Here is a 23,951-nt window from a genome sequence, read left to right as displayed (position 1 = left end):
TGGTATCTCCCGGTTAGGCTCACTTCGTGATTCAAGAAGAGGTCTGGCTGATCGAACCCTCCGGCCCGCTCATCGGAGACGTCGAAGTACGCGGCTCCAAGAACGCCGTCTCCAAGCACATGGTGGCCGCGATGCTGGGCAGCGGGGAGAGCTGCATCCACAACGTCCCCGAGGTCGGCGAGGTCGGCATCACCGCGGCCATGCTGGAGGCCCTGGGCATCGACGTCGAGATCAGCAGGAACGAGATCCGCATCGCGCAGGGCCCGGAGATCCGGCCGCGCGTGCCCGACGCGTTCACCGGCCTGAACCGCATCCCCATCCTGATGCTGGGCCCGCTGCTGCACCTGGCGGGCGAGGCGTTCGTGCCGCTGGTCGGCGGCGACCCCATCGGCCGGCGGCCGGTGAACTTCCACGTCGAGGCGCTGCGCGCGATGGGCGCCGAGGTGGAGGTCGGCGACACCGGCATCCACGCCAAGGCCAAGCGGCTGAACGGCGCCCGTCTGGAGTTGGCCTATCCGAGCGTGGGCGCCACCGAGACGATCCTGATGTCGGCGGTGCTGGCCGAGGGCAAGACGGTGGTGAAGAACGCCGCGATGGAGCCCGAGGTGGTGGAGCTGGCGCTGTTCCTGCAGCGGATGGGCGCCCGGATCGAGCTGTCGCCCGACCGCCGGATCGTGATCGAGGGCGTCGAACGGCTGCACGGCGCCTCCATCTGGCTGGCCGGCGACCGCATCGAGGCGTTCTCGTACCTGGCCGCGGGCCTGGTCACCGGCGGTGAGGTGCGGGTGCACGGCTGCCCGCAGGACCGGCTGGTCACCGCGATCACCACGCTGGCCAGGATGGGCGCCCAGTTCGCCATCAACGACGAGTACCTGTGCGCCACCGCCCCGCCCGAGGGGTTGCGCGCGGCCGCGGTGCAGACCGACACCCACCCCGGCTTCATGACCGACTGGCAGACGCCGCTCATGGTGCTGTTCACGCAGAGCCAGGGCATGTCGGTGCTGCACGAGACGGTCTTCGAGAACCGCCTGGTGTACGTGCCCGCGCTGCAGAAGATGGGCTGTGAGATCGAGGTGTTCGACCAGTGCCTGGGCGGCCCGGCCTGCCGCTACCACGACACCAACGCCAAGCACTCGGCGGTGGTGCGCGGAGTCTCGCGGCTGAAGGGCGCCGACGTCACGCTGCCCGACATCAGGGCGGGGTTCTCGGCGGTGCTGGCCGCGGCGGTGGCCGACGACGTGTCCACCCTGCGCGGCGTGCACCACATCGAACGCGGCTATCACCGGCCGTTCGAGCAGTTCGCGTCGCTTGGTCTGAACATCCGTCGAGAACAGTAAAGGAGTCGGAAGTGGGCGTTTGCCGGTGATCTGTCGGCCGCAGATCATCTGAGTGAGTGTGCTCAGATCCATCGGCGGGCTCGGCGTGGCGGGGGCCCTCTGCGGCGTGCTCGCGGCGGCGCTGGTGGCACCGGCCGTGAGCGGGGCGGGCCTCGCCGCGAAGAGCGCCGCGAACGTCTTCGTGGACCTGCCGCCGCCGCCGCGCGAGGAACCTCTGGCCCAGGTCACGCGGCTGCTGGACCGCACCGGCAAGACCTTCGCCCAGTTCTACGAGGCCAACCGGACGACGGTACGGCTGTCGCGGGTGGCCCCCGTGATGCGCCAGGCCATCGTGGCCATCGAGGACGCCCGCTTCTACGAGCACGGCGGCCTCGACGTCCGGGGCACCTTCCGGGCGCTGCTCACCAACACCCAGGCCGGCGGCATCAAGCAGGGCGGCTCCTCGCTCACCCAGCAGCTGGTGAAGAACATCCTGGTCGAGAGCGCCCACACGGAGCAGGAACGCGACCGGGCGCGGGCGCCCAGCGTGGGCCGCAAGATCACCGAGCTGCGGCTGGCCCTGGCGCTGGAGAAGAAGTACACCAAGGACGAGCTCCTGGAGAAGTACCTCAACATCGCCTACTTCGGCGCGGGCGCGTACGGCGTCGAGGCCGCGGCCCGGCGGTTCTTCTCCACGTCGGCCGCCGAGCTGACCCTGACGCAGGCGGCCACGCTCGCGGGCGCCGTCCGCATGCCGTACTCCACCGATCCCTCGCTCGGCCCGGCCAGGCAGGCACGGCTGAAGGAGCGGCGGGACATCGTGCTCGACCGGATGGCCGGCCTGGGACAGATCCCCCATCGGCAGGCGGAGATCGCCAAGCGGAGCCGGCTCGCCATCCACCTCCGTCCGGAGCCCGGCGGGTGCGGGCAGAGCCTCTACCCCTACTACTGCCTGTACGTGCAGCGGGAGCTGCTCACCAACCAGGTCTTCGGCAACACGGCGGCCGAGCGGCGGACCAGGATGGCCCGGGGCGGGCTGGTGATCAGGACCGGCCTCGACCCGGTGGCCCAGCGGGCCGCCGAGGAGGCGATCCGCCGCCGGGTCCATCCCGAGGACACCGAGGTGGCCGCCGAGGCCATGATCTCCCCGGACACCGGGCGGATCAGGGCGATGGCGGCCAGCAAGGAGTTCGGCCGCAACCCGGGTGACCGCAAGAACGGCCGCAAGACGACGTTCAACCTGGCGGCGGACGTGGCGCACGGCGGCGGCATGGGGTTCCAGGCCGGGTCCACGTTCAAGGTGTTCACCCTGGCCACCGCCTTGCGGCAGGGCTGGAGGTTCGGCCAGGGGTTCCAGACGCCCGGCTCGCTGGTGCCGTCGCAGGGCTATCGCGACTGCGCCGGGCGGCCCGTCAACGACCCGCGGGCGACCATCTACAACGCCGGCGGCGAGGGCAGCGGCGGCGGCCCGCACAGCCTGTCGACCGGCACCTGGAAGTCGGTGAACATCTTCTACATGATGCTGGAGCGCAAGGTCGGCCTCTGCAACGTGGTCAAGACCGCCAGGGCGCTCGGCATCACCCGGGCCGACGGCAAGCCGCTGCGCGAGGTGCCGACGTTCACGCTGGGGATCAACGAGATGGACCCGGTGACGGTGGCGGCGGCGTTCGCCACGTTCGCGGCCCGCGGCAGGTACTGCCGCCCGCTGGCCATCGTGGAGATCGTCGGCCGCGACGGCGTGCCCACCCGGGTGCCGCCCGCCTGCGAGCAGGTCATGGATCGGCAGGTCGCCGACGCCGTCAACTACGTCCTGTCCGGGGTTTTCACCCAGGGCACCATGCGCGGCCAGAGCATCGGCCGCCCGGTGGCGGGCAAGACCGGCACCAACAACGGCTACACCTCGGCCTGGTTCGCCGGCTACACCCCGGACCTGGCGGCGGCCGTGAGCATGGGCGACATCCGCGGCTCCTACCGGTTCCCGTTGCAGAACGTGGAGATCGGCGGCCAGTACTACGGCTCGGTGCAGGGGGCGTCGCTGCCGGGGCCGATCTGGGTGGACTCCATGCAGGGGGCGTTGCGCGACACTCCGGCGCACGGGTTCCCCGGCCCCGACATGGGCCGGTTCGGCGGTGGCGTCACGCCGGGGCTGAAGGAGGCCGAGGAGGAGGAGAAACGCCGGGAGGCCCTCGGGCACGGGCGTGACCGTTTCCGTGACCGGTTCGGGCCGTGGCTGGGGGAGCGGCGTGGCCACCACGCCCGCTGGCGCCCGTCGCGCCGCTTCCCGCGCTCCTTCGACGGCCGGCCGCCCTGGCGCGGCCCGCGCCACCGCTGACAGTGACCGGAGGAACGGTGACCGGAGGGACGGGGGCCGGGATCAGCGCTTGCCGATGGGGGCGGTGACGGCCCGGGTGAGGGTGACGAGGTTGGCCGGGGCGGTCTCGATCTGCAGCCCGCGCTTGCCGGCCGAGAAGTAGATCGTGTCGAACTCCAGCGCCGAGGAGTCGACCACGGTCGGCAGCGCCTTGCGCTGCCCGAGCGGACTGATGCCGCCGACCACGTAGCCGGTGACCCGCTCCACCTTGGCCGCGTCGGCCATCGCGGCCCGCTTGCCGCCCAGGGCCGCGGCCAGCGCCTTGAGGTCGAGCTTGCCCGCCACCGGCACGACGGCCACCGCGAGCCCGCTCTCCATCTCGGCGACCAGCGTCTTGAAGATCCGCTCGTACGGCACGCCGAGCGCGTCGGCCGCCTCCTCGCCGTAGGCCTGGGCGGCGGCGTCGTGCTCGTAGGGGTGGAGCGTGAACGCCGCCTTGGCCCTGGTCAGCGCCACCGTGGCCGGAGTGCCCCCCTGGGCCTTCGCCTTGCTCACGTCGATCCCTCCGGTGTCCGAGAATGGGCAGTCTATCGAATCTACATTGTAAAGGCCCTGCCCGGCGTGTACCCGAGAGCACGCCGGAACACGTCGATGAACGCGCTGGCCGAGGCCCACCCGCAGCGATGCGCCACGGTCGTCACCGCGACGCCGTCGGCGAGCAGCAGCAGCGCGTGGTGCAGCCGCAGCTGCGTGCGCCACTGCGGGAAGCTCATGCCGAGCTCGGCGCGGCAGAGCCTGGCCAGCGTCCTGGCGCTGGCGCCCGCCGCCGTGCCCAGCTGGGCGAGTGTACGCCCGTCGGCCGGGTCGTCGTGCAGCAGCGCGCAGACGGCGGCCAGCCGCGGGTCGCGCGCCGTGGGCAGGTGGAACGGCTGCTCGGGGGCGCGGCGGAGCTGGTCGAGGAGCACCGCTCGCAGCCGCTCTCGCTCCTCGCCGGAGTCGAGGCCGCCGTCCGTGTAGGCGATGATCAGCTCCCGCAGCAGCGGGCCGACGGCCAGCACGGCGGGCCGGGCCAGGCCGAGCGGGTCGTCGGTGACCGGCATTCCGACCAGGCGCAGGTCGGTGCGGCCGTGGGCGCGGTGCTCGTGCACGGTCCCGGCCGGGATCCAGATCGCCCGGTTGGCCGGGGCGACCCAGGTGCCGGCGCCGGTGGTGACCGACAGCACGCCCCGGCAGGCGTAGCCGATCTGGTGGGTGTCGTGCCGGTGGGCGTCGATGCCCGTGCCCGGCGCGAGGGGGCGCCTGCCCGTAGGAGCCTCCGGCAGATGGCGGATCTCCGGCATAACTTGGCATTTTATCGGAAGCAGGCCAGCCGCTCCCGCGGTGATGATCGGATCGTGAAGGTGAACAGGGTCGCCATGCTCGCCATCGGCCACGGGAGCGTGGACGTCTACCAGGGCGCGGTGCCCGCTCTCGTCCCGTTCCTGGTGATGGAGCGCGGCTACGGCTACGTGGCGGCGTCGGGCGTCGTGCTGGCGGCCACGTCGCTGTCGTCCGTGGTCCAGCCGGTGTTCGGCGTGCTGACCGACAGGTGGCGGATGCCGTGGCTGATCCCGGTCAGCATGACCACCGCCGGGCTGGGGGTCGCGCTCAGCGGCGTCTCCGGCTCGTACGTCCTGACCTGGCTGACCGTGGCCCTGTCGGGGCTGGGGGTGGCGGCGTACCATCCGGAGGCGGCGCGCCTGGCGCGGATCGCCAGCGAGGGCAGCCACGTGCGGATGAGCTGGTTCTCCCTGGGGGGCACGCTCGGTTTCGCGAGCGCGCCCGTCATCGTCACGCCGCTGCTGTCGCTGGGCGGGCTCGGCGCGTCGCCGCTCCTGGTGGTGCCGGCGCTGGCGGGCGCGCTGCTCACGCTGACCGTGATCCGCGCCGTGGCCGGGCGTGAGGCGGCGGTGCGCGCCGCCTCGCCCGTCTCGGGGCGGGACGACTGGGCGTCGTTCGCCCGCCTCACGCTGGTGATCGTCTTCCGGTCCGTGGTGTACGTCGGGCTGAGCGCGTTCATCGCGGTCTACCTGGGGGGCGGCGCGGCGGGCGCGGTGGCCTTGTTCACGCTGTTCGCGGGGGGCGCGCTGGGCACCGTGCTCGGCGGCCGGCTCGCGGCCCGCCGGGGCCGGGTGCGCACGATGCGGCTGGCGTACGCGGCCAGTGTCCCGGCCCTCGCCGGGATCGTGCTCGTGCCCGGTCACGCGGCGTACGTCTTCGTCGCGGCCACCGCGATCTTCCTGTACGCGCCGTTCTCCCTGCATGTGACGCTGGGCCAGGACTATCTGCCGCGCCGGGTGGGCACGGCCGGCGGGGTGACGCTCGGCCTGGCGGTCAGCGCGGGCGGGCTGACCAGCCCGCTGATCGGGGCGCTGGCGGAGGGCACCTCCCTGCGCCTGGCCCTGTCGGCGCTGGTGGTCTTTCCGGCCCTGGCCTGGCTGCTGTCGGGGACCCTGCGTGAGCCGGCCCCCTCGCTCGTCGCGGAGACGCCCTGACGGGGCGGGTCTCACCGCCCAGCGTGGGTCAGGCCACGCCGTGGAACCGGCGCTGCAGCTCGCGCACCTCGTCCGCGAGCCCGGGGACGGGCCCGGCCACCTCGGCGCCCGGCACGATGTCGTTGATCGGCAGGGTGCGGACCGGCGGCGCCGGGACGCCCAGCTCGGCCAGCCAGCCGGCCAGCTGCTCGGAGGAGCTCACGTAGACGATGCGGCCGAGCCCGACCCAGCCGTGCGCGGCGGCGCACATCGGGCAGTGCTCACCCGAGGTGTAAACGGTCGCGGCCGCCCGCTCCCCGGGGGTGAGGTTGGCCGCGGCCCAGCGGGCCAGCGCGAACTCCGGATGCCGGGTCCGGTCGCCGCCGGCCACGTGGTTGTGGTCCTCGGCGAGCACGGCGCCGTCGGCCGCCACCAGCACCGACCCGAACGGCTCGTCACCCGCGTGGAGCGCCTCGGCGGCCAGCTCCACGCAGCGGCGCAGATGCAGCAGGTCGTCGTCGGTCAGCATGGACGCCTCCAGGATGGGATCTTCATCGCCATGCTAGCCCGGGGCCCCGGAGCTGCCGCGACTCGCGCGTCCGGATGATGGACAGAACGGGATACACCCAGTGGACTCCGTAGACTGGTGGGGTGATTTCCCGTATCGACATGCGCGGTTCTCTGCCCGAGGACCTGCGCGACGTGCTGCCCCGCGCCGAGCTCGACGTCGAGGCCGCCCTGGAGAAGGTGCGGCCCATCTGCGAGGACGTGCGCCATCGTGGGGCGGCAGCCGTACGGGAGCTGACCGCCAGGTTCGACGGGGTCGAGATCGAGCGGGCCCGGGTGCCCGAGCAGGCCATCCGCGGGGCGCTCGACGAGCTGGCGCCCGAGGTCAGGGCGGCCCTCGAGGAGGCGATCCGGCGGGCCCGGCTGGTCCACCGCGACCAGCGCCGCGCCGACCACACGACCCAGGTCGTCCCGGGCGGCACCGTCACCGAGCGGTGGGTGCCGGTCGAGCGGGTCGGGCTCTACGTGCCGGGCGGCCGCGCCGTCTACCCCTCCAGCGTGGTCATGAACGTCGTGCCCGCCCAGGAGGCCGGCGTCGAGTCGCTGGCCGTGACGAGCCCGGCGCAGAAGGAGCACGGCGGGCTGCCGCACCCGACGATCCTGGCCGCGTGCGCGCTGCTGGGCGTCGACGAGGTCTACTCCGTCGGCGGCGCCCAGGCGGTGGCCATGTTCGCCTACGGCACCGAGGAGTGTCCGGCGGCCACCATGGTCACGGGCCCCGGCAACATCTGGGTGGCCGCGGCCAAGCGGCTGCTCAAGGGCCGCATCGGCATCGACTCCGAGGCCGGGCCGACCGAGATCGCGATCCTGGCCGACCAGACGGCCGACCCGGTGCACGTGGCGGCCGACCTGATCAGCCAGGCCGAGCACGACGTGATCGCCGCCGCCGTGCTGGTGACCGACAGCGTGGAGCTGGCTGAGGCGGTGGAGAAGGAGCTGCCCGGCCAGGTCGGCGCGACCCGGCACGCCGCCCGCATCACCGAGGCGCTGAGCGGCCGGCAGTCCGGCATCGTGCTGGTCGACGGCATCGACGACGGGATCAAGGTGGTCAACGCCTACGCGGCCGAGCACCTGGAGATCCACACCGCCGGCGCGGCGGAGGTCGCGGGCCGGATCCGCAACGCCGGCGCGATCTTCGTGGGTCCCTACGCCCCGGTGTCGCTCGGCGACTACCTGGCGGGCTCCAACCACGTGCTGCCCACGGGTGGCTGCGCCTGCCACTCCAGCGGCCTGTCGGTGCAGTCGTTCCTGCGCGGCATCCACGTCGTCGACTACACCCGCGAGGCGCTGGCCGGCGCGGCGGCGCACGTGTCGGTGCTGGCCGACGCCGAGGACCTGCCCGCGCACGGCGCCGCGGTCAGGGCGCGCTTCGACTGGCAGGTGCCCTCGTGACCGTGCCGGGAGCGCCCGAACCCGCCGACGCGACGAAGTGGGAGCACATGGAGCTGCACGACCTGCCGATCCGTGACGACCTCAGGGGCCGGACCCCGTACGGCGCGCCCCAGATCGACGTCCCGGTCCGGCTCAACACCAACGAGAATCCCTACCCGCCGTCCAAGGCGCTGGTCGACGACCTGGCCGAGGAGGTGCGGCGCGACGCGGCGGGGCTCAACCGCTATCCCGACAGGGAGGCCGACGCGCTGCGCGCCGAGCTGGCCGGCCACCTCGGCCATGGGCTGGGCGCCGGTCAGGTGTGGGCGGCCAACGGCTCCAACGAGGTGTTGCAGCAGATCCTGCAGGCCTTCGGCGGCTATGGTCGCACCGCGCTGGGGTTCGAGCCGTCCTACTCGATGCACCCGATCATCACCACCGGCACCAGCACCGAGTGGATCAGCGGCGCCCGCGAGGACGACTTCTCGCTCGACCCGGCCAAGGCGGCCGCGGCCGTCGAGGAGCACCGGCCCGACATCGTCTTCCTGACCTCTCCCAACAATCCCACCGGGACGGCCCTGCCACTCGGCACCATCACCAGGGTGCTGGAGGCGGCCAGGGGCATGGTGGTGGTCGACGAGGCCTACTTCGAGTTCGCCCGGGAGGGCACACCGTCCGCGCTCTCGCTGCTGCCGGAGCACCCGAGGCTGATCGTCACCCGGACGATGTCCAAGGCGTTCGCGATGGCGGGCACCAGGGTGGGCTATCTGGCCGCGCATCCGGCCGTGATCGAGGCGCTGCTGCTGGTGCGGCTGCCCTACCACCTGTCGACGCTGACGCAGGCGGCGGCGCGGGTGGCGTTGCGGCACCGCGCCGAGCTGCTCGGCACGGTCGACGAGCTGCGGCGCGAGCGCGACGCCACGGTGTCGTGGCTGCGTGCCAGGGGTTTGACGGTGGCCGACTCCGACGCCAACTTCGTGCTGTTCGGGCGCTTCCCCGAGCGGCGCGCGGTCTGGGAGGGTCTGCTGGCGAGGGGCGTGCTCATCCGTGAGGTCGGGCCGCCCGAATGGCTGCGAGTGTCGATCGGCACCGGCGAGGAGATGGCGGCGTTCCGCGCCGCGATGGAGGGAGTTCTGTGAGTCGCGTAGGCCGCGTCGAGCGCGCAACGAAGGAGACGTCGGTCCTGGTCGAGGTGGGTCTCGACGGCACCGGCCGGGTCGACGTGTCGACGGGGGTCGGTTTCTTCGACCACATGCTGGCGCAGCTGGGCAAGCACGGGCTGTTCGACCTGACCGTCAAGACCGAGGGCGACCTGCACATCGACTCGCACCACACGATCGAGGACACGGCCCTCGCGCTGGGGGCGGCGTTCCGCGAGGCGTTGGGCGACAAGTCGGGCATCAGGAGGTTCGGCAACGCGTCGTGCCCGCTCGACGAGTCGCTCGCCCAGGTGACCGTCGACCTGTCCGGCCGGCCCTACCTCGTGCACACCGAGCCCGAGGGCATGGCGCCGATGATCGGCCCCGAATACGACACGACCATGACGCGCCACATCCTCGAGTCGTTCGTCGCGCAGGCGGCGATCTGCCTGCACGTCAGCGTCCCCTATGGGCGCAACGCGCACCACATCGTCGAGGCCCAGTTCAAGGCGCTGGCCAGGGCGTTGCGCGAGGCGTCCGAGCCCGACCCGCGCGCCACGGGCGTGCCGAGCACGAAGGGAGTCCTATGACCGAGAACGCGATCGCCATCGCGATGGTCTTCATCGGGCTCTTCCTGATCGGCGGCATCTTCTCCCTGGCCAAGCAGGGGCTCAAGATCGGCGCCGTCATCTGCGCGATCGGCGCGGCGATGGCGATCACGGCGGGGGTGATGTGGTGGTGAAGCGGATCGTCGTCCTCGACTACGGATCCGGCAACCTGCGCTCGGCCGAGCGGGCCCTGGCCAGGGCGGGCGGCGACGTGACCGTGACCGCCGACGCCGACGCCGCGATGGAGGCCGACGGGCTGGTCGTGCCGGGCGTCGGCGCGTTCGAGGCGTGCATGACGGGCCTGCGGTCGGTTCGCGGCGAGCGGATCATCGGCCGGCGGCTGGCCGGCGGCCGCCCGGTGCTGGGCATCTGCGTCGGCATGCAGATCCTGTTCGCCCGGGGCGTCGAGCACGGCGTCGAGACCGAGGGCTGCGGCGAGTGGCCGGGCACGGTCGAGCGGCTCGACGCCCCCGTGCTGCCACACATGGGCTGGAACACCGTCAAGGCGCCCGCGGACAGCGTGCTGTTCGCGGGGCTCGACGCCGCGGCGCGGTTCTACTTCGTCCACTCCTACGGCGTGCGCGACTGGGAGCTGCGGCCCGGCGACGGTTTCGACGAGCCGCTGGTGACCTGGGCCGAGCATGGCGTGCCGTTCGTGGCCGCCGTGGAGAACGGCCCGCTCATGGCCACCCAGTTCCACCCCGAGAAGTCAGGCGACGCCGGCGCGGCGTTGCTGCGCAACTGGCTCGGCACCCTGTGAGCCGTTCCCGGCGCGAGCTCCGGTGAGCAAGGAGCGGGCCCGCCGCCGGGCCGAACGTGAGGCCGAGCGGGCGCGCGCGATGCGGCTCAACGAGCAGCGCCAGGCGCGCGCGGCCCGCCGGCGTGCCCGCCTCGCCCGGCTGATCCCGCGCCCGGTGCGGGTGGCCCGCCAGGGGGGCCTGCTCGCCCGCCGCCGCCGGGCTCGCAACGTCGTGGTGCTGCTCGGTTTCCTGCTCGTCCAGACGCTGGTGTGGCTCATCTGGGGGTCGGCTTTCCTGAGCTTCGGTGTTCTCGTCTTCTCCCTGCTTCTGGCACCTGTCCTGGTGACTCTCGCTTTCGACCGGAGGATCTGATGTCGCTCGTATTGCTGCCCGCCATCGACGTGGTGGACGGCCAGGCCGTACGCCTCGTCCAGGGGGAGGCCGGCACCGAGACCGGCTACGGCGCGCCGCTGGCGGCCGCGCTGGCCTGGCAGGAGGCGGGGGCGGAGTGGATCCATCTGGTCGACCTCGACGCGGCCTTCGGCCGTGGTTCCAACCGGGAGCTGATCAGTGAGCTGATCGGCCGGGTCGACGTCAAGGTGGAGCTGTCGGGCGGCATCCGCGACGACGACTCGCTGGCCGCCGCGCTCGCCACCGGCTGCCGCAGGGTGAACATCGGCACGGCGGCGCTGGAGAACCCCGAGTGGTGCCGGAAGGTCATCGCCGAGCACGGCGACAGGATCGCGGTCGGCCTCGACGTGCGCGGCACCACGCTGGCCGCCCGGGGCTGGACCGAGGAGCGCGGCGACCTGTGGGAGGTGCTGGAGCGCCTGGAAGCCGACGGCTGCCCCCGCTACGTGGTCACCGACGTCACCAAGGACGGCACGCTGCGCGGCCCCAATCTCGACCTGCTGCGGCAGGTCTGCGCCCGCACCGGCAAGCCCGTCGTCGCCAGCGGCGGAGTGTCCTCTCTTGATGACCTGCGCGCACTGGCTTCTCTCGTTCCGGACGGAGTGGAGGGAGCCATCGTGGGAAAGGCCCTTTACGCTCAAGCCTTCACGCTGCAGAGCGCGCTGGTCGCGGTGAGTTAAGAGAGGGGGGCGTGATGGGCAACATGAGTATGGAAAGCACCGGTTCCAGGGTCTTCTCGGGTGGCATCTGGGAGGAGAGGTACGGCTACGCCCGCGCCGTGGTCGTGGGTAACCGGGTCATCGTGTCGGGTTGCACCGCCACGGTCGACGGCGAGGTCAGGTTCGTCGGAGACCCCTACGAGCAGAGCGTGACCGCCATGGGCATCGCGCTGGAAGCCGTCGAGCAGGGTGGGCTGACCCGCGAGGACGTGGTCATGGTCCGCTACTACGTGGTGGAGCACTGTCACTTCGACCCGGTCGGCAAGGCCATCGCCGAGGTGTTCGGGCATGTCCGGCCGGCGTGCACCGGCGTACGGGTGGCCGGGCTGGTGGATCCGAGGATGCTGGTCGAGATCGAGATCGAGGCACTGCGCGCATGACCGTGGCGGTAAGAGTGATCCCGTGCCTGGACGTGGACGCGGGACGGGTGGTCAAGGGCGTCAACTTCGCCAACCTGCGCGACGCGGGCGATCCGGTCGAGCTGGCCAGGCGCTACGACGCCGAAGGGGCCGACGAGCTCACCTTCCTCGACATCACCGCGTCGTCGGGTGAGCGCGAGACCATGCTGGACGTGGTGCGCCGGACGGCCGAGCAGGTGTTCATCCCGCTCACGGTGGGTGGCGGCATCCGCTCGGTCGACGACGTCAACCGGCTGCTGCGGGCGGGCGCCGACAAGGTGTCGCTCAACACGGCCGCCATCGCGCGGCCCGAGCTGCTCACCGAGGCGTCGCGGCGCTTCGGCGCGCAGTGCGTGGTGCTGTCGGTCGACGCGCGCCGGGCGCCGGGCACCGAGAGCGGCTTCGAGGTGACCACGCACGGCGGCCGGCGTGGCACCGGCATCGACGCGGTCGAGTGGGCGGCGCGCGGCGAGGAGCTGGGCGTCGGCGAGATCCTGCTCAACTCGATGGACGGTGACGGCACGCTCGACGGCTACGACCTGGAGATGATCCGCGCGGTGCGGGCCGCGGTGCGGGTGCCGGTGATCGCCAGTGGCGGTGCGGGCCGGCTGGAGGACTTCCCGCCGGCGGTCGAGGCGGGCGCCGACGCCGTGCTGGCGGCGTCGGTGTTCCACTTCGGCACTCTGAAGATCGCCGAGGTCAAGGAGACGCTGCGTCACGCGGGTCATCCGGTCCGCTAGGAGCCGGGACCGCCGTCGTTCCCCGTGGGCGGCGGCGGGCCGCCCGCCGCGTCAGAAGACGCGCATGTGGTGGAAGCACTCGTAGGCGGCGTCCTGGGCCGAGAACGCCTCGGCCTCCGACCGCTTGACGGCCAGGTAGGCGGAGCGGCGCAGCGGGCCGAGCGCCTCCATGAGCAGCTCGTCGGCCTCCAGCGCGTCGAGGGCCTCGTCCAGCGAGGTGGGCAGCCGCGGGTAGCGGCCGGGCCGGGTGTCGGGGTCGATGTCGACCGCCTCGCCCGGTTCGAGCTTGCGGCGCAGCCCGTCGAGGCCGGCGTGAATGACGGCGCCCAGCGACAGGTAGGGGTTGGCCGAGGAGTCGGACGGTTTCAGCTCCAGGTTGGGCTCGCCGCTCTCGCCCAGCGGGGAGCAGACGCGGATCGCCGCCTCCCGATTGTCGGGGCCGTGCACGGCGTAGGCGCCGGCCCAGGAGCGGGGCGACAACCGGCGGAAGCCGTTGACGCTGCCGCAGGTGAGCGCGGTGAGGGCGGGCAGGTGGGCGATCAGGCCGCCGATGAAGCACTCGAGCTCGCCGTCGTCGCCGGCGAACACGTTGCGGGTGTCCTTCCACAGCGACAGGTGCAGGTGGGCGCCGTTGCCGGCCTGGTCGGGCAGCGGCTTGGGAGCCAGCGTGGCCCACATCGACATGCGCATCGCCACGCCGCGCACGGTCTCGCGGTAGAGGACGTGGTTGTCGGCGGCCCGCAGCGCGGGCGCGTGCCGTACGGACAGCTCCTGCTGGCCGGCCCCGAGCTCGGGATGGTAGTGCTCGACCCGCAGGCCCTGGGTCTCCAGCGCGTGGATGAGTTTGATCGTGTAGTCGTGGGCCGTGTCGAAGCCGGAGTTGGCGTAGCAGAGGCTGTCGTCGATCGGCAGCAGCCGGTCGGGACCGCCGGACGGGTCGGGCAGGCGGCGGCCGAGGGTGAACTCCGGCTCGAACGCGGCCATCAGCGCGTAGCCCTCGCCCGCCAGCGCGCCGATCGCGTCCTTAAGGAAGGTGCGCGGGCAGGCGTCCCAGGGAGAGCCGTCGATGGCGCGCAGGTCGGACAGCATCGCCGCCGCGCCGGGCGCGTGGGGGAGGGGGACGTAGGTGGAGGGGTCCGGAACGATGCGTACCTCACCCACCGGACCCAGATGCTCGACCTCCTGCAACTGGTCGAGCATGTTCATCGCCATCATGGCCACCGTGTGCCCGATGCCCGTGTCGAGGCGCTCGGCCAGCCGTGACCGGGATGCCGCCTTGCCGCGAATGACACCGCCGTGGTCGGCGTAGAGGAAGCGGATGAGCTCGATGCCTTCGAGCTCCGCTCGCTCCAGGATCCGCCGGACGTTGGGATCAGGCTGGTTGATCTTGGTGGCACTCGGACGATCTCTCATCCTGCCTGCGTAACACGATCCGGCAGCGCGGGGAAGCGTCTAACGCAGACAGAACCGCACCTCAGGTCAGAACATTGGTAAAGAAGACGGCCAACTGATTGGCTCCTTGGACGATCCCGTTGAACACGCCATTGACCGCGCTCGCGGCCTCGGCCGGCCGGGTGAACAGGTAGAAGACCACGAACGCCACGAGAACGTAGGTGATCACCTTCTTGACCTGCATGGGGGCCTCCTGCAGTCCATTCCCAGCCGTATATACCCGGATCTGGGCGATCACTGGCATCTTCTATGAAGATGTTCTTGATCCTAACCGGGGGGCTTCTTCCTTACGTCATGGTAAGGCCAAGTAGCGGACCCGGCAGGGGATTTGCCCGGCGGGGGCCCGGACGGTCAGATGCCGAGCTTGGCGCTCTTCAGCCGGGCGATCGCGCCGGGGTCGCCGCTGAGCTCGACCCGGGTCTGCTCCTGCCGGCCGAAGCAGAACAGCAGCAGCTCCGACGCGGTGCCGGTGACCTCCACCTTGGGGCCGATCCGCGGCCCGCCGAGCGCCACGCCGCCGCCGATCCGGTGCAGCACCACGCCCACGGGCGACCTGCGCAGCATCAGCCTGCCGCCGGCCGAGACCCGCTTCCACAGCATCCGGTCCAGGTCGGGGGACACCTCGCGGGGCTCCCAGCCGGGCTGGGCGCGGCGGACGTCCTCGTGGTGGACGAACAGCTCCAGCGTGTTGACGGCCTCGTCCAGGAACGGCAGCAGGCCGTAGACGCCGCCGGGCCGGCGGACCAGGCCGACCAGCTCGGGGTAGGGATGCCTGGCCTTGAGTGAGTCCTGCACCGAGGCGGTGTGACCGGCCAGCGGCTTGAGCGCGATGCCGGCGGCCGCGTCGGGCCTGCGCTCGCGCAGCACGAGATGGGCGGCCAGATCGTAGGTGGTCCACCCGTCGCAGAGGGTCGGGGCGTCGGGGCCTAGCCGATCGAGCAGATCGCAGAGGGCGGCACGTTCGCCACGAGCGTGAGTCACGACCCCAACCCTACCTTCGGGAATAACACCACGATCAGCCGTGATAGGCAGTGATGTAGAAATCTGCACCTTACGGAAGGAAAAACAGCGAGTGGCGAGCAAGGTCACCTCGGCCGTCATGCGTAAGGGACTCCGCGTCCTCGGCGTGGCCGTCCGCACCGAGAAGGGGGTCTTCACGGCCGCGGTCCTGGCCAGCGCGCTCTACGGCGGCATGACGGTGGCGTCCGCCTGGGCGCTCGGCTGGGCCACCGAGAACGTCGTGCTGCCCGCCTTCGACCGGGGTGACGTCCCTTCGGGCGCGCTCTGGACGGCTGTGCTGCTCATCATGGGCGCCGCGCTGCTCAAGGCGATCGGCGTGGCCGGGCGGCGCATCCTGGCCGGCCTCCTGCAGTACCGCATGCAGGCCCGGTCCCGCCGCGAGGTCACCAAGCAGTACCTGCGGCTGCCCCTCGCCTGGCACCACCGCCACCCCACCGGCCAGCTGTTGTCCAACGCCAGCGCCGACGCCGAGGCCGCCTGGGCGCCCCTCGCGCCGCTGCCGATGGCCGTCGGCGTGATCGTCATGCTGTTCACCGCGGCCGTCGCGATGCTGATCACCGATCCCGTGCTCGCCCTGGTCGGCTTCCTGATCTTCCCGGCCATCGCCGTGCTGAACCTGGTCTACCAGCGCAGGCTCAGCCCCCTCGCGACCCGCGCGCAGCAACTGAGAGCCGAGGTCAGCGAGATCGCGCACGAGAGCTTCGACGGCGCGCTCGTGGTCAAGACCCTCGGCAGGGAGGCGCTGGAGACCGAGCGCTTCCGGCGCCGCGCGCACGAGTTGCGCGACGCCAACATCGCGGTCGGGCGGGTCCGGGGCCTGTTCGACCCGATGCTGGAGGCGCTGCCCACGCTCGGGGTGCTCGCGGTGCTCGCCGTCGGAGCGCTGCGGCTGTCGGGCGGCTCCATCGACTCGGGCGACCTGGTCCAGGTCGCCTACCTGTTCACGCTGCTCGCCTTCCCCATCAGGGCGCTCGGCTGGGTGCTCGCCGAGCTGCCGCGCAGCGTCGTCGGCTGGGAACGGGTGCAGGCCGTGCTGGACGCGAAGGGCTCGATGGAGTACGGCCAAGCGTCGCTGTCGGAGGCCGGGCCCGCCGAGCTCGAGGTGTCGGAGGTGTCCTACTCCTACGGCACGGGCGACGTGCTGCACGACGTCACCTTCGAGGTGCGGTCCGGCCGTACGGTGGCGCTGGTCGGCCCGACCGGATCGGGCAAGTCCACGCTGGTCCAGTTGCTCGCCCGGCTGGTCGACCCGCCGTCGGGCCGGGTGCTGCTCGACGGCGTGGACGTGCGCGAACTGGGCTACGGCCGCGTCGCCGAGGCGGTGGCGCTGGTGCCGCAGCAGACGTTCCTGTTCGACGACACCGTGCGCGGCAACGTCGCGCTCGGCCTGCCCGTCGACGACGAGGAGGTGTGGGCGGCGCTGCGGCTGGCCCAGGCCGACGGGTTCGTCGGCAGGCTCGCCGACGGGCTCGGCACGCGGGTGGGGGAGCGCGGCGCGACGCTGTCCGGCGGCCAGCGCCAGCGGCTCGCCCTGGCCCGCGCCGTCGTCCGGCGCCCCCGCCTGCTCATCCTCGACGACGCCACCTCCAGCGTGGATCCCCAGGTCGAGGCCAAGATCCTGTACGGCCTGCGCGACGCGGCGGAGGCGTCGAGCGTGGTGGTCGTGGCCTACCGGATGGCCACGATCGCGCTGGCCGACGAGGTCGTCTACCTCGACCGGGGCCGGGTCGTCGACCGCGGCTCCCACGACGAGCTGCTGGGGCGCTGCCTCGGCTACCGCAACCTGGTCACCGCCTACGAGCGCGAGGAGGCCGAACGGGCCGCGGTCGAGGCCGAAGAGGAAGAAGGGGTCAGCGCGTGAGCGACGTCCGGAGCATCGGGGCCAGCGCCGAACGGTCGGCCCTGGCCACCGTCCGCCATGGGCTGTCGCTCACGCCGGAGTTCCGCAAGGGGCTCCTCGTCACCCTGGCGCTGGCCGTGGTCGCCACCGTCGGCAAGATCATCGTGCCGATCGCCGTCCAGCAGACGATCGACACCGGGTTCAAGGGCTCGTCGGCCGACATCTCGTACATCACGCGGGCGGTCCTGCTGTGCGCGGCGGCGGTGGTCCTGACGGCGTTCGCCGGCTACCTGATGAACGTCCGCCTCTACAAGGCCACCGAGGCGTCCCTGGCCACGCTGCGGGTGCGCGGCTTCCGCCACGTGCACGACCTGTCGGTGCTCACCCAGAACACCGAACGCCGGGGCGCGCTCGTGTCCCGGGTCACCAACGACATCGACCAGATCAGCACGTTCATGCAGTGGGGCGGGCTGATGATCATCGTGGCGTTCGGCCAGCTGTTCGTGGCCAGCGTGCTGATGTTCGTCTACTCCTGGCAGCTCACCCTGCTCGTGTGGGTGTGCTTCCTGCCGCTCATGGTCGCGCTGCCGAGGTTCCAGCGCTGGCTGTCCAGCGCCTACACGACCGTCCGCGAGCGCACCGGCGACATGCTCGCCGCGGTCAGCGAGTCGGTCGTGGGCGCGGCCGTCATCCGGGCCTACGCCTCCGAGCGGCGCACCGCCGACCGCGTCGACGCGGCCGTGGACGCCAACAAGGCGGCCCAGGTCAAGGCGCAGACCATCGTCGGGTTCGTCTTCCCGCTGACCGAGATCGTGGCCGCCGTCGCCCTGGCCGGCATCGTGCTGCTCGGCGTACGGCTCGGCATGTCCGGCGACATCACGGCGGGAGAGCTCGTCGCCTTCCTCTTCCTCATCACGCTGTTCGTCTCGCCCATGCAGACCGCCACCGAGGTGCTCAACGAGGCCCAGAACGCGGTCGCGGGCTGGCGGCGCGTCCTCGGCGTGCTCGACACGCCGCCCGACGTCGCCGACCCCGGCGCCGACGGGGTCGAACTGCCGCGCGGCCCGATCTCGGTCGCCTTCGAGGACGTGCACTTCGCCTACCCCGGCGGCGTGCCCGTGCTGCGCGAGGTGTCGCTGGAGATCCCGCCGCGCTCGCGCGTCGCGATCGTCGGCGAGACCGGGTCGGGCAAGACCACCTTCGCCAAGCTGCTCACCCGGCTGATGGACCCGGTCTCGGGCCGCGTCACCGTCGACGGCCACGACCTGCGCGCCGTCCGCTTCTCCTCGCTGCGTGAGCGCATCGTGATGGTGCCGCAGGACGGCTTCCTGTTCGACGGCTCGCTGGAGGAGAACATCAGGTACGGCAAGCCCGCCGCCGACCGCGAGGAGATCCTGCTCGCGCTCACCGAGCTCGGCTTGGCCGACTGGCTCGACGGCCTGCCCGCGGGCCTCGACACCCCGGTGGGCCAGCGCGGTGAGTCGCTGTCGGCGGGGGAGCGGCAGCTGGTGGCGCTGGCCCGCGCCTACCTCGCCGACCCCGACCTGCTCCTGCTCGACGAGGCCACCTCGGCCGTCGACCCGGCCACGGAGGTGCGGCTCGCCAGGGCGCTGGAGGGCGTCACCCGAGGCCGCACCGCCGTCTCGATCGCGCACCGGCTCTCCACGGCCGAGAACGCCGACGAGGTCCTGGTGTTCGACGACGGCCGCCTCGTCCAGCGCGGAGCGCACGAGGAGCTGGTGGCGCGGCCCGGCGTCTACGCGGACCTGCACGCCTCCTGGATCTCGGCCGCCCGCTCCTGACGCCAGGCGACCGGCCCCATGCGACCGGCCCCATGCGACCGGCCCCATTCGACCGGCCCCGGGCGGGCCTCAGCCCGGGGCCCGCCCGATCGCGGCCGAGAAGGTCACGCAGGTGCCGCCGGGCGACGACACGATCGTGACGTGATCGCAGAGCATGCGCGTCAGCCACAACCCCCTGCCGCCGGTGTCGAGGCTGGAGGGGGTGCGCGCCGACCCCATCCAGCCCGGCGGCAGCCCCGGGCCGTGGTCGGTGACCTCGCACCAGAGCCGGCCCCGCCGCGCCCACAGCCGCACCCGGCCGCCGCCCCCGCCGTGCAGCACCGCGTTGGTGATGACCTCGTTGACGGCGAGCACGAAATCCTCCAGCCGCCTGCCCCGCAGCCCCTCTCCGGCGGCGCACACGCTGATGTCGCGGCGCAGCACGGTGACACGGCCGCGCGTGAAGGTCACCGCGAGCAGGTCCCTACGCATCGCCGGCCCCGCGCTCCGGCAGGTGGCCGCCCGGATCCGGATCGAGAACGGAACCGGCGACGTCCACTGCGATCCTCCTCCCGGCCGTGGCACAGAAGGTACTCCGCGCGATGCGGTGACGTAACGCGTTCTCGGTGGAACGCACCGTAATGCGGCCTCGCCCGGTGTACCTTTTCGGACGGGGCCCAGGCAGGTCGTCAAGGGAGCAGGACGTGGACGTGCTGGAGATGACCCGGCACCGGCACGGCGAGTCGATCGTCGTCAGCCTCGCGGGTGAGGTCGACGTCGACAACGCCTCCAAGGTGCGCAAGTGTCTCGACGAAGCGGCGGAGTCGCCCGGCTCCCGGCTGGTCGTCGACCTCAGCAACCTGACGTTCATCGACACCACGGGGCTCGGCGTGCTGGTGCGGCTGCTCGCCAGCCTGCGCGAGCGCGACGGCACCATGTCCCTCGTCGCACCTGACGGCCAGGTGCTCAGGCGGCTGCGCAGGACCAACCTGGCGCCGCTCTTCCCGATCTTCGACACGCTCTCCCAGGCGCTCGACTAGCGCCCCGCCTCCCGCCGTCCCCGCCGGCGGCCGGTGCGCGAGGCGGTCGCGACGGCTGGTTGAATGACGTCATGTCCCTTGATCCCAAGGTCGCCGCGTTGCTGAAGCGCAACGGCGACGGGCTGGTGCCCGCGATCGTCCAGCAGTACGACACCGGCGAGGTGCTCATGCTCGCCTGGATGGACGACCAGGCGCTGCACCGCACGCTCACCACGGGCAGGGCGACCTACTGGTCGCGCAGCCGGGGCGAATACTGGGTGAAGGGCGACACGTCCGGGCACGTGCAACACGTCAAGGCGGTCGCCCTCGACTGCGACGGCGACACCGTGCTCCTCAAGGTCGACCAGGTGGGCGCCGCCTGCCACACGGGCGACCGCACCTGCTTCGACGCGACCCCGCTGGAGGTGTCGGCAGCGCCATGAGCAGCCCCGTCCCTCCGGCCCCCGCCGGCGGCGCCGCCGTACCGTCGCGGCGGCGCGAGCTGTGGACGTGGGTCCTGCTGACGGCGCTGGGCTGCGTGCTGGTGCTGTTCGCGGCGAGCCGCGCCTGGGTGAGCGACGTGCGCGTCGTGGGCGCGCAGACGGGCGGCGACGTGGTCACCCCGACCGGGGGAGACCTAGGCCCCGCGCTGACCCCGGTGGCGCTGGCCGGGCTCGCGGGGGTGGTGGCCGCGCTGGCGGCCAAGGGCGCCGGACGTGCCGTGATCGGCGCGCTGATCGCGGTGTGCGGGCTCGGGGCCGGGCTCGGCACCTGGCTGGCGACGGGCTCCGCCACGGCGCTGGGCTGGCTGCGTGAGCACAACATCCTGCACGGCACGGGCTCACTGGAGTGGGACACCGTGGCGCTGTGGCCCGCGGTGTCCGGGGCGGGCGCGGCGCTGATGGTCGCCGGCGGGGTCGTGGCCATCGTGCGCGGCCGCCGCTGGGCGGGCATGTCCGACCGCTACGAGCGGGCCGGCGAACGGCCGCCGGTGGCCGACGACCGTGCCCTCTGGGACGCCCTCGACCGTGGCGACGACCCCACCTGAACCACCTGCTCCGCGCCTTCGTGATCGCGCGCAGTCGCGCTCCGGTCACGAATTCTCGTCGGTCTGAACCTCCGCCTTTCCGGCTCCCGTTTAGTCAATAGGCTGCCGGTGCACAGCGCCACGACCATCTGAGGAGCCAAGGGCATGAGTTACGGGGACCAGGGGGGAAGCGGGGGATACGGCTCACAGCCGCCCGGCGGGGGCTACGGCCAGGGCGGTGACGGCTACGGGCAGCAGTCTCCCGGCTATGGTCAGCAGCCCGGCTACGGCTACGGGCAGCAGCCGTCGGGCCCCTACGGAGAGCAGCCGGGCAGCGGTGGTTACGGCCAGCAGCCCGCGAGTGGCGGCGGGTACGGCCAGCAGCCCCCGAGCGGTGGCTATGGTCAGCAGCCCCCGAGCGGTGGCGGCTACGGTTATGGTCAGCAGCCGTCAGGGCCGTACGGTGAGCAGCCGGGGAGTGGCGGCTACGGCCAGCAGGCCTACGGGCAGGGATACGGGCCCCAGGGCTACAGCCAGCCAGGTTACGGGCAATACGGTCATCCGGCCCCTGCCAGGTCGACCAACGGCCTGGCGGTCACCTCACTGATCCTCGGCATCGTCGGCCTGCTCTTCTGCGGCCTCACCAGCATCCCGGGCGCCATCGTCGGCCACATCGCGCTCAACCGCATCAAGCGGACCGGTGAGGAGGGTCAAGGGATGGCGATGGGCGGCCTGGTGACGTCCTACATTACGATCGTCCTCTGGCTGATCCTCTGGATCTTCTTCGGTGGCATGTGGCTCACCCTCATGGGGCTCAGCACGGCCGCCACGACGACCGGATACTGAGCCGAGAGCGATCAGCCGGAAGGCTGGCGGGGGCGACGGGCCGGGCATGGCCGCAGTCGGGTTACAAATTGTCCGCAAATCGGACGTTATTCCATGTCGATGGTGGTTTGTCGCTAGGCTGCCGCGCGCAACTCGCCAAAGAATGACCAATGAGGAGTCACGAGCATGAGCTACGGAAACCAGGGCGACGGCGGCTACGGCGCCCAGCCGCCCGGCGGTGGCTATGGTCAGCAGCCGCCGAGTGGCGGCGGTTACGGTCAGCAGCCGCCCAGCGGCGGTGGCTACGGTCAGCAGCCCCCGAGCGGTGGCGGTTACGGTCAGCCCCCGAGCGGTGGCGGCTATGGCCAGCAGCCGCCCAGCGGTGGCGGTTACGGTCAGCAGCCTCCGGGCGGCTACGGACAGCCGGGCGGCTACGGCGCCCCGCAGACCCCGCCGGACAACCACCTGGTGGCGGCGATCCTCACGACCCTCTTCTGCTGCCTTCCCTTCGGCATCGTGTCGATCGTCAAGTCGTCGCAGGTCAACTCCAAGTGGCAGGTGGGCGACTACCAGGGCGCCGTGCAGGCCTCCGAGGAGGCCAAGACCTGGTGGAAGCGCGCGCTGATCACCGGCCTGATCGTCAACGTCCTCGTCCTCGTGGGCTACGTCCTGATCATCGTGCTGGCGGCGACGAGCACCCCGAGTTACACCTACTGACGATGGGCATCATTCACTGATGGGCTTCGCGGACCTTGAGCGGCGCGGCACGGACCGGCTTCGGTCCGTGCTCGCGCCGCTCGGCGTCGCCGCCGCGACGGGCGCGGTCTTCGCGGTCGTCGGCGCCATCGACCCCAACGAGCCGGGTCACTACCCGACCTGCCCCTTCCTCTGGGCCACCGGCCTCTACTGCCCTGGCTGCGGCACCCTACGCACCATCCACGCGCTGGCCCATCTCGATCCGGTGGCCGCCATGGGGCTCAACCCGCTCGCCATGGTCATGATCCCGTTCCTGCTGTTCTGGTGGGGCCGCTGGCTCGTCCGCGGGTGGCAGGGCAGACCGCGGCGAACGACCCTCGCCCATCCGGTCTGGCTCTGGGTGTTCCTCGGAGTCGTGCTCGTTTATTGGGTAGTCCGGAATCTTCCCTTTGGGGCGTTCCTGGCGCCATAGCAGGGGCCCTGTGGCTAGGTAACGGCGGTGAGGCCGATACCATCGCAAGACAGGCCGGGAGCGGACGCGACGCGAACTCTCTGCCGCCCCCTACTGTCGACCGGAGGGATCCCAAGCGCGTGAGTGAGCGGACCGAAGGACCCAGTGTCCTCGACGACATCCTCGACGGGGTGCGCGCCGACCTCGCCGCCCGCCGGGAGGACGTGTCGCTTGACGAGCTCAAGCAGCGGGCCGAGCGGGCCCCCGCGCCCAGGGACGCGCTCGCGGCGCTCGGCGGCGACAGGATCTCGGTGATCGCCGAGGTGAAGCGCTCCAGCCCGTCCAAGGGCGCGCTCGCCGCCATCGCCGACCCGGCGGCGCTGGCCGCCGACTACGAGGCCGGCGGCGCCCACGTGATCAGCGTGCTGACCGAGCGGCGCAAGTTCGGCGGCAGCCTCGACGACCTGGCGTCGGTGCGCGCCCGCGTCGACATCCCGATCCTGCGCAAGGACTTCATCCTCACCTCCTACCAGCTGTGGGAGGCCAGGGCCTACGGCGCCGATCTGGCGCTGCTGATGGTCGTCTGCCTGGAGCAGGAGGCGCTGGTCTCGCTGATCGAGCGCGCCGAGTCCATCGGCCTCACCCCGCTGGTCGAGGTCCACACCGACGAGGAGCTCGAGCGGGCCGTGGCGGCGGGCGCCAAGGTCATCGGCGTCAACGCGCGCAACCTGAAGACGCTCCAGGTCGACCGTGACGTCTTCGCCAAGATCGCGCCGAAGATCCCGGATAATGTGATCAAGATCGCGGAGTCGGGCGTGCGGGGGCCGCATGACCTGCTCGCCTACGCCAGGGCCGGCGCGGACGCCGTCCTGGTGGGGGAGAGCCTGGTCACCGGCAAGGACCCACGCAAGGCGGTGGAGGCGCTGGTGACCGCCGGCGCGCACCCGGCGACGCGACCCGACCACGGAGCAGAGGGATAGCAGTGGCAAACGACGGCTCGATCCTCA

28 protein-coding genes are annotated in these 23,951 nt (G+C 72.0%); 21 read left to right on the top strand and 7 right to left on the bottom strand.

Features of this window, described 5'->3' with window-relative positions; all coding sequences use genetic code 11:
- The first annotated feature begins 26 nt into the window (after positions 1–26).
- Both murA and AC5L3X_RS27030 read left to right on the top strand, forming a co-directional pair.
- Complete coding sequence (murA, locus tag AC5L3X_RS27035; RefSeq protein WP_494860580.1) at positions 27–1,337, top strand: UDP-N-acetylglucosamine 1-carboxyvinyltransferase; 1,311 nt, start codon at positions 27–29, stop codon at positions 1,335–1,337.
- A 58-nt stretch (positions 1,338–1,395) separates the two neighbouring features.
- Positions 1,396–3,648, top strand: a complete 2,253-nt coding sequence (locus tag AC5L3X_RS27030; RefSeq protein ID WP_494860578.1) for a transglycosylase domain-containing protein — start codon at positions 1,396–1,398, stop codon at positions 3,646–3,648.
- Between the two features lie 42 nt (positions 3,649–3,690).
- Here the strand turns inward: AC5L3X_RS27030 and ybaK are convergent, their stop codons facing one another.
- Positions 3,691–4,182, bottom strand: coding sequence for a Cys-tRNA(Pro) deacylase (gene ybaK / locus AC5L3X_RS27025; protein WP_189126624.1), 492 nt, complete (start codon positions 4,180–4,182; stop codon positions 3,691–3,693).
- A gap of 41 nt (positions 4,183–4,223) precedes the next feature.
- Positions 4,224–4,967 carry an AraC family transcriptional regulator gene (locus AC5L3X_RS27020; RefSeq protein ID WP_189126623.1) on the bottom strand — a complete coding sequence of 248 codons (744 nt, stop codon included), beginning with the start codon at positions 4,965–4,967 and terminating at the stop codon, positions 4,224–4,226.
- 54 nt (positions 4,968–5,021) lie between these two features.
- Here AC5L3X_RS27020 and AC5L3X_RS27015 point away from each other — a divergent pair, with 54 nt between their 5' ends.
- On the top strand, positions 5,022–6,161 hold the full coding sequence (locus tag AC5L3X_RS27015; protein WP_494860575.1) for an MFS transporter: 1,140 nt from the start codon (positions 5,022–5,024) through the stop codon (positions 6,159–6,161).
- 28 nt (positions 6,162–6,189) lie between these two features.
- Here AC5L3X_RS27015 and AC5L3X_RS27010 read toward each other — a convergent pair whose 3' ends face one another.
- Complete coding sequence (locus AC5L3X_RS27010; protein ID WP_494860573.1) at positions 6,190–6,669, bottom strand: nucleoside deaminase; 480 nt, start codon at positions 6,667–6,669, stop codon at positions 6,190–6,192.
- Between the two features lie 122 nt (positions 6,670–6,791).
- Between AC5L3X_RS27010 and hisD the strand changes: the two genes are divergently transcribed.
- Genes hisD through hisF form a run of 9 tightly spaced genes read left to right on the top strand, consistent with a single transcriptional unit; the run spans position 6,792 to position 12,833 of the window.
- Positions 6,792–8,099 (top strand): histidinol dehydrogenase, encoded by a 1,308-nt coding sequence (hisD, locus tag AC5L3X_RS27005; protein WP_494860572.1) that lies wholly within the window; start codon positions 6,792–6,794, stop codon positions 8,097–8,099.
- A gap of 47 nt (positions 8,100–8,146) precedes the next feature.
- On the top strand, positions 8,147–9,217 hold the full coding sequence (locus tag AC5L3X_RS27000) for a histidinol-phosphate transaminase (RefSeq protein WP_494860649.1): 1,071 nt from the start codon (positions 8,147–8,149) through the stop codon (positions 9,215–9,217).
- Entirely contained in the window at positions 9,214–9,807 is a 594-nt protein-coding gene (gene hisB, locus AC5L3X_RS26995; protein ID WP_189126620.1) for an imidazoleglycerol-phosphate dehydratase HisB, read from the top strand. Before AC5L3X_RS27000 ends, hisB begins: the two co-directional genes overlap by 4 nt.
- On the top strand, positions 9,804–9,959 hold the full coding sequence (locus AC5L3X_RS26990; RefSeq protein WP_189126619.1) for a CG2302 family histidine operon protein: 156 nt from the start codon (positions 9,804–9,806) through the stop codon (positions 9,957–9,959). Before hisB ends, AC5L3X_RS26990 begins: the two co-directional genes overlap by 4 nt.
- The gene (gene hisH, locus AC5L3X_RS26985) at positions 9,953–10,585 is read left to right on the top strand and encodes an imidazole glycerol phosphate synthase subunit HisH (protein WP_494860569.1); all 633 of its coding nucleotides are present in this window, start codon (positions 9,953–9,955) and stop codon (positions 10,583–10,585) included. Before AC5L3X_RS26990 ends, hisH begins: the two co-directional genes overlap by 7 nt.
- Positions 10,586–10,607: 22 nt before the next feature.
- Positions 10,608–10,937 carry a hypothetical protein gene (locus AC5L3X_RS26980; RefSeq protein ID WP_189126617.1) on the top strand — a complete coding sequence of 110 codons (330 nt, stop codon included), beginning with the start codon at positions 10,608–10,610 and terminating at the stop codon, positions 10,935–10,937.
- Positions 10,937–11,656, top strand: a complete 720-nt coding sequence (priA, locus tag AC5L3X_RS26975; RefSeq protein WP_189126616.1) for a bifunctional 1-(5-phosphoribosyl)-5-((5-phosphoribosylamino)methylideneamino)imidazole-4-carboxamide isomerase/phosphoribosylanthranilate isomerase PriA — start codon at positions 10,937–10,939, stop codon at positions 11,654–11,656. The genes AC5L3X_RS26980 and priA overlap by 1 nt, the downstream gene beginning before the upstream one ends.
- 23 nt (positions 11,657–11,679) lie before the next feature.
- Entirely contained in the window at positions 11,680–12,075 is a 396-nt protein-coding gene (locus AC5L3X_RS26970) for a RidA family protein (protein WP_494860567.1), read from the top strand.
- A complete protein-coding gene (hisF, locus tag AC5L3X_RS26965; RefSeq protein WP_189126614.1) occupies positions 12,072–12,833 on the top strand; it encodes an imidazole glycerol phosphate synthase subunit HisF in 762 nt (253 codons plus the stop codon). The genes AC5L3X_RS26970 and hisF overlap by 4 nt, the downstream gene beginning before the upstream one ends.
- A gap of 51 nt (positions 12,834–12,884) precedes the next feature.
- On the opposite strand, the gene AC5L3X_RS26960 is transcribed toward hisF, so the two are convergent.
- From AC5L3X_RS26960 to AC5L3X_RS26950, 3 genes are all read right to left on the bottom strand, one after another.
- A complete protein-coding gene (locus AC5L3X_RS26960) occupies positions 12,885–14,246 on the bottom strand; it encodes a glutamine synthetase family protein (RefSeq protein WP_494860565.1) in 1,362 nt (453 codons plus the stop codon).
- A 61-nt stretch (positions 14,247–14,307) separates the two neighbouring features.
- The gene (locus AC5L3X_RS26955) at positions 14,308–14,469 is read right to left on the bottom strand and encodes a hypothetical protein (protein WP_189126612.1); all 162 of its coding nucleotides are present in this window, start codon (positions 14,467–14,469) and stop codon (positions 14,308–14,310) included.
- A gap of 167 nt (positions 14,470–14,636) precedes the next feature.
- Complete coding sequence (locus AC5L3X_RS26950) at positions 14,637–15,266, bottom strand: TIGR03085 family metal-binding protein (RefSeq protein ID WP_494860563.1); 630 nt, start codon at positions 15,264–15,266, stop codon at positions 14,637–14,639.
- Between the two features lie 118 nt (positions 15,267–15,384).
- Here AC5L3X_RS26950 and AC5L3X_RS26945 point away from each other — a divergent pair, with 118 nt between their 5' ends.
- Both AC5L3X_RS26945 and AC5L3X_RS26940 read left to right on the top strand, forming a co-directional pair.
- Complete coding sequence (locus AC5L3X_RS26945; protein WP_189126610.1) at positions 15,385–17,166, top strand: ABC transporter ATP-binding protein; 1,782 nt, start codon at positions 15,385–15,387, stop codon at positions 17,164–17,166.
- Positions 17,163–18,947, top strand: coding sequence for an ABC transporter ATP-binding protein (locus AC5L3X_RS26940; protein ID WP_189126609.1), 1,785 nt, complete (start codon positions 17,163–17,165; stop codon positions 18,945–18,947). The genes AC5L3X_RS26945 and AC5L3X_RS26940 overlap by 4 nt, the downstream gene beginning before the upstream one ends.
- Positions 18,948–19,016: 69 nt before the next feature.
- Here the strand turns inward: AC5L3X_RS26940 and AC5L3X_RS26935 are convergent, their stop codons facing one another.
- Positions 19,017–19,418, bottom strand: coding sequence for an ATP-binding protein (locus AC5L3X_RS26935; protein WP_494860560.1), 402 nt, complete (start codon positions 19,416–19,418; stop codon positions 19,017–19,019).
- Between the two features lie 212 nt (positions 19,419–19,630).
- Here AC5L3X_RS26935 and AC5L3X_RS26930 point away from each other — a divergent pair, with 212 nt between their 5' ends.
- The 7 genes from AC5L3X_RS26930 (at position 19,631) to trpC (ending at position 23,924) form a co-directional block, all read left to right on the top strand.
- Entirely contained in the window at positions 19,631–19,966 is a 336-nt protein-coding gene (locus AC5L3X_RS26930; protein WP_189126607.1) for an STAS domain-containing protein, read from the top strand.
- 71 nt (positions 19,967–20,037) lie between these two features.
- Positions 20,038–20,388 carry a phosphoribosyl-AMP cyclohydrolase gene (gene hisI / locus AC5L3X_RS26925; RefSeq protein ID WP_494860558.1) on the top strand — a complete coding sequence of 117 codons (351 nt, stop codon included), beginning with the start codon at positions 20,038–20,040 and terminating at the stop codon, positions 20,386–20,388.
- Positions 20,385–20,993: a Trp biosynthesis-associated membrane protein gene (locus AC5L3X_RS26920; RefSeq protein ID WP_494860556.1), complete on the top strand. Its 609-nt coding sequence runs from the start codon at positions 20,385–20,387 to the stop codon at positions 20,991–20,993. The genes hisI and AC5L3X_RS26920 overlap by 4 nt, the downstream gene beginning before the upstream one ends.
- A 144-nt stretch (positions 20,994–21,137) precedes the next feature.
- Entirely contained in the window at positions 21,138–21,818 is a 681-nt protein-coding gene (locus AC5L3X_RS26915; RefSeq protein ID WP_494860554.1) for a DUF4190 domain-containing protein, read from the top strand.
- Positions 21,819–21,983: 165 nt separating this feature from the next.
- A complete protein-coding gene (locus AC5L3X_RS26910) occupies positions 21,984–22,514 on the top strand; it encodes a CD225/dispanin family protein (protein WP_494860553.1) in 531 nt (176 codons plus the stop codon).
- Positions 22,515–22,533: 19 nt separating this feature from the next.
- Complete coding sequence (locus AC5L3X_RS26905) at positions 22,534–22,965, top strand: DUF2752 domain-containing protein (protein WP_494860552.1); 432 nt, start codon at positions 22,534–22,536, stop codon at positions 22,963–22,965.
- 119 nt (positions 22,966–23,084) lie between these two features.
- Entirely contained in the window at positions 23,085–23,924 is an 840-nt protein-coding gene (gene trpC / locus AC5L3X_RS26900; protein WP_189126601.1) for an indole-3-glycerol phosphate synthase TrpC, read from the top strand.
- Positions 23,925–23,951: the final 27 nt, after the last annotated feature.

The organism is Nonomuraea sp. CX421 (genome assembly GCF_059358955.1).
This window is presented reverse-complemented; position numbering and strand designations above follow the sequence as displayed.

What these genes read in the sequence shown, in the direction of transcription:
- AC5L3X_RS26935 (WP_494860560.1), bottom strand. Translation starts at nt 19,418, where the DNA reads ATGCGTAGGGACCTGCTCGCGGTGACCTTCACGCGCGGCCGTGTCACC.
- AC5L3X_RS26990 (WP_189126619.1), top strand. Translation starts at nt 9,804, where the DNA reads ATGACCGAGAACGCGATCGCCATCGCGATGGTCTTCATCGGGCTCTTC.
- AC5L3X_RS27010 (WP_494860573.1), bottom strand. Translation starts at nt 6,669, where the DNA reads ATGCTGACCGACGACGACCTGCTGCATCTGCGCCGCTGCGTGGAGCTG.
- AC5L3X_RS26905 (WP_494860552.1), top strand. Translation starts at nt 22,534, where the DNA reads ATGGGCTTCGCGGACCTTGAGCGGCGCGGCACGGACCGGCTTCGGTCC.
- AC5L3X_RS27020 (WP_189126623.1), bottom strand. Translation starts at nt 4,967, where the DNA reads ATGCCGGAGATCCGCCATCTGCCGGAGGCTCCTACGGGCAGGCGCCCC.
- hisI (WP_494860558.1), top strand. Translation starts at nt 20,038, where the DNA reads ATGTCCCTTGATCCCAAGGTCGCCGCGTTGCTGAAGCGCAACGGCGAC.
- AC5L3X_RS26960 (WP_494860565.1), bottom strand. Translation starts at nt 14,246, where the DNA reads ATGAGAGATCGTCCGAGTGCCACCAAGATCAACCAGCCTGATCCCAAC.
- AC5L3X_RS27000 (WP_494860649.1), top strand. Translation starts at nt 8,147, where the DNA reads ATGGAGCTGCACGACCTGCCGATCCGTGACGACCTCAGGGGCCGGACC.
- AC5L3X_RS26970 (WP_494860567.1), top strand. Translation starts at nt 11,680, where the DNA reads ATGAGTATGGAAAGCACCGGTTCCAGGGTCTTCTCGGGTGGCATCTGG.
- hisF (WP_189126614.1), top strand. Translation starts at nt 12,072, where the DNA reads ATGACCGTGGCGGTAAGAGTGATCCCGTGCCTGGACGTGGACGCGGGA.
- AC5L3X_RS26955 (WP_189126612.1), bottom strand. Translation starts at nt 14,469, where the DNA reads ATGCAGGTCAAGAAGGTGATCACCTACGTTCTCGTGGCGTTCGTGGTC.
- AC5L3X_RS26945 (WP_189126610.1), top strand. Translation starts at nt 15,385, where the DNA reads ATGCGTAAGGGACTCCGCGTCCTCGGCGTGGCCGTCCGCACCGAGAAG.
- AC5L3X_RS26915 (WP_494860554.1), top strand. Translation starts at nt 21,138, where the DNA reads ATGAGTTACGGGGACCAGGGGGGAAGCGGGGGATACGGCTCACAGCCG.
- AC5L3X_RS26910 (WP_494860553.1), top strand. Translation starts at nt 21,984, where the DNA reads ATGAGCTACGGAAACCAGGGCGACGGCGGCTACGGCGCCCAGCCGCCC.
- priA (WP_189126616.1), top strand. Translation starts at nt 10,937, where the DNA reads ATGTCGCTCGTATTGCTGCCCGCCATCGACGTGGTGGACGGCCAGGCC.
- AC5L3X_RS26920 (WP_494860556.1), top strand. Translation starts at nt 20,385, where the DNA reads ATGAGCAGCCCCGTCCCTCCGGCCCCCGCCGGCGGCGCCGCCGTACCG.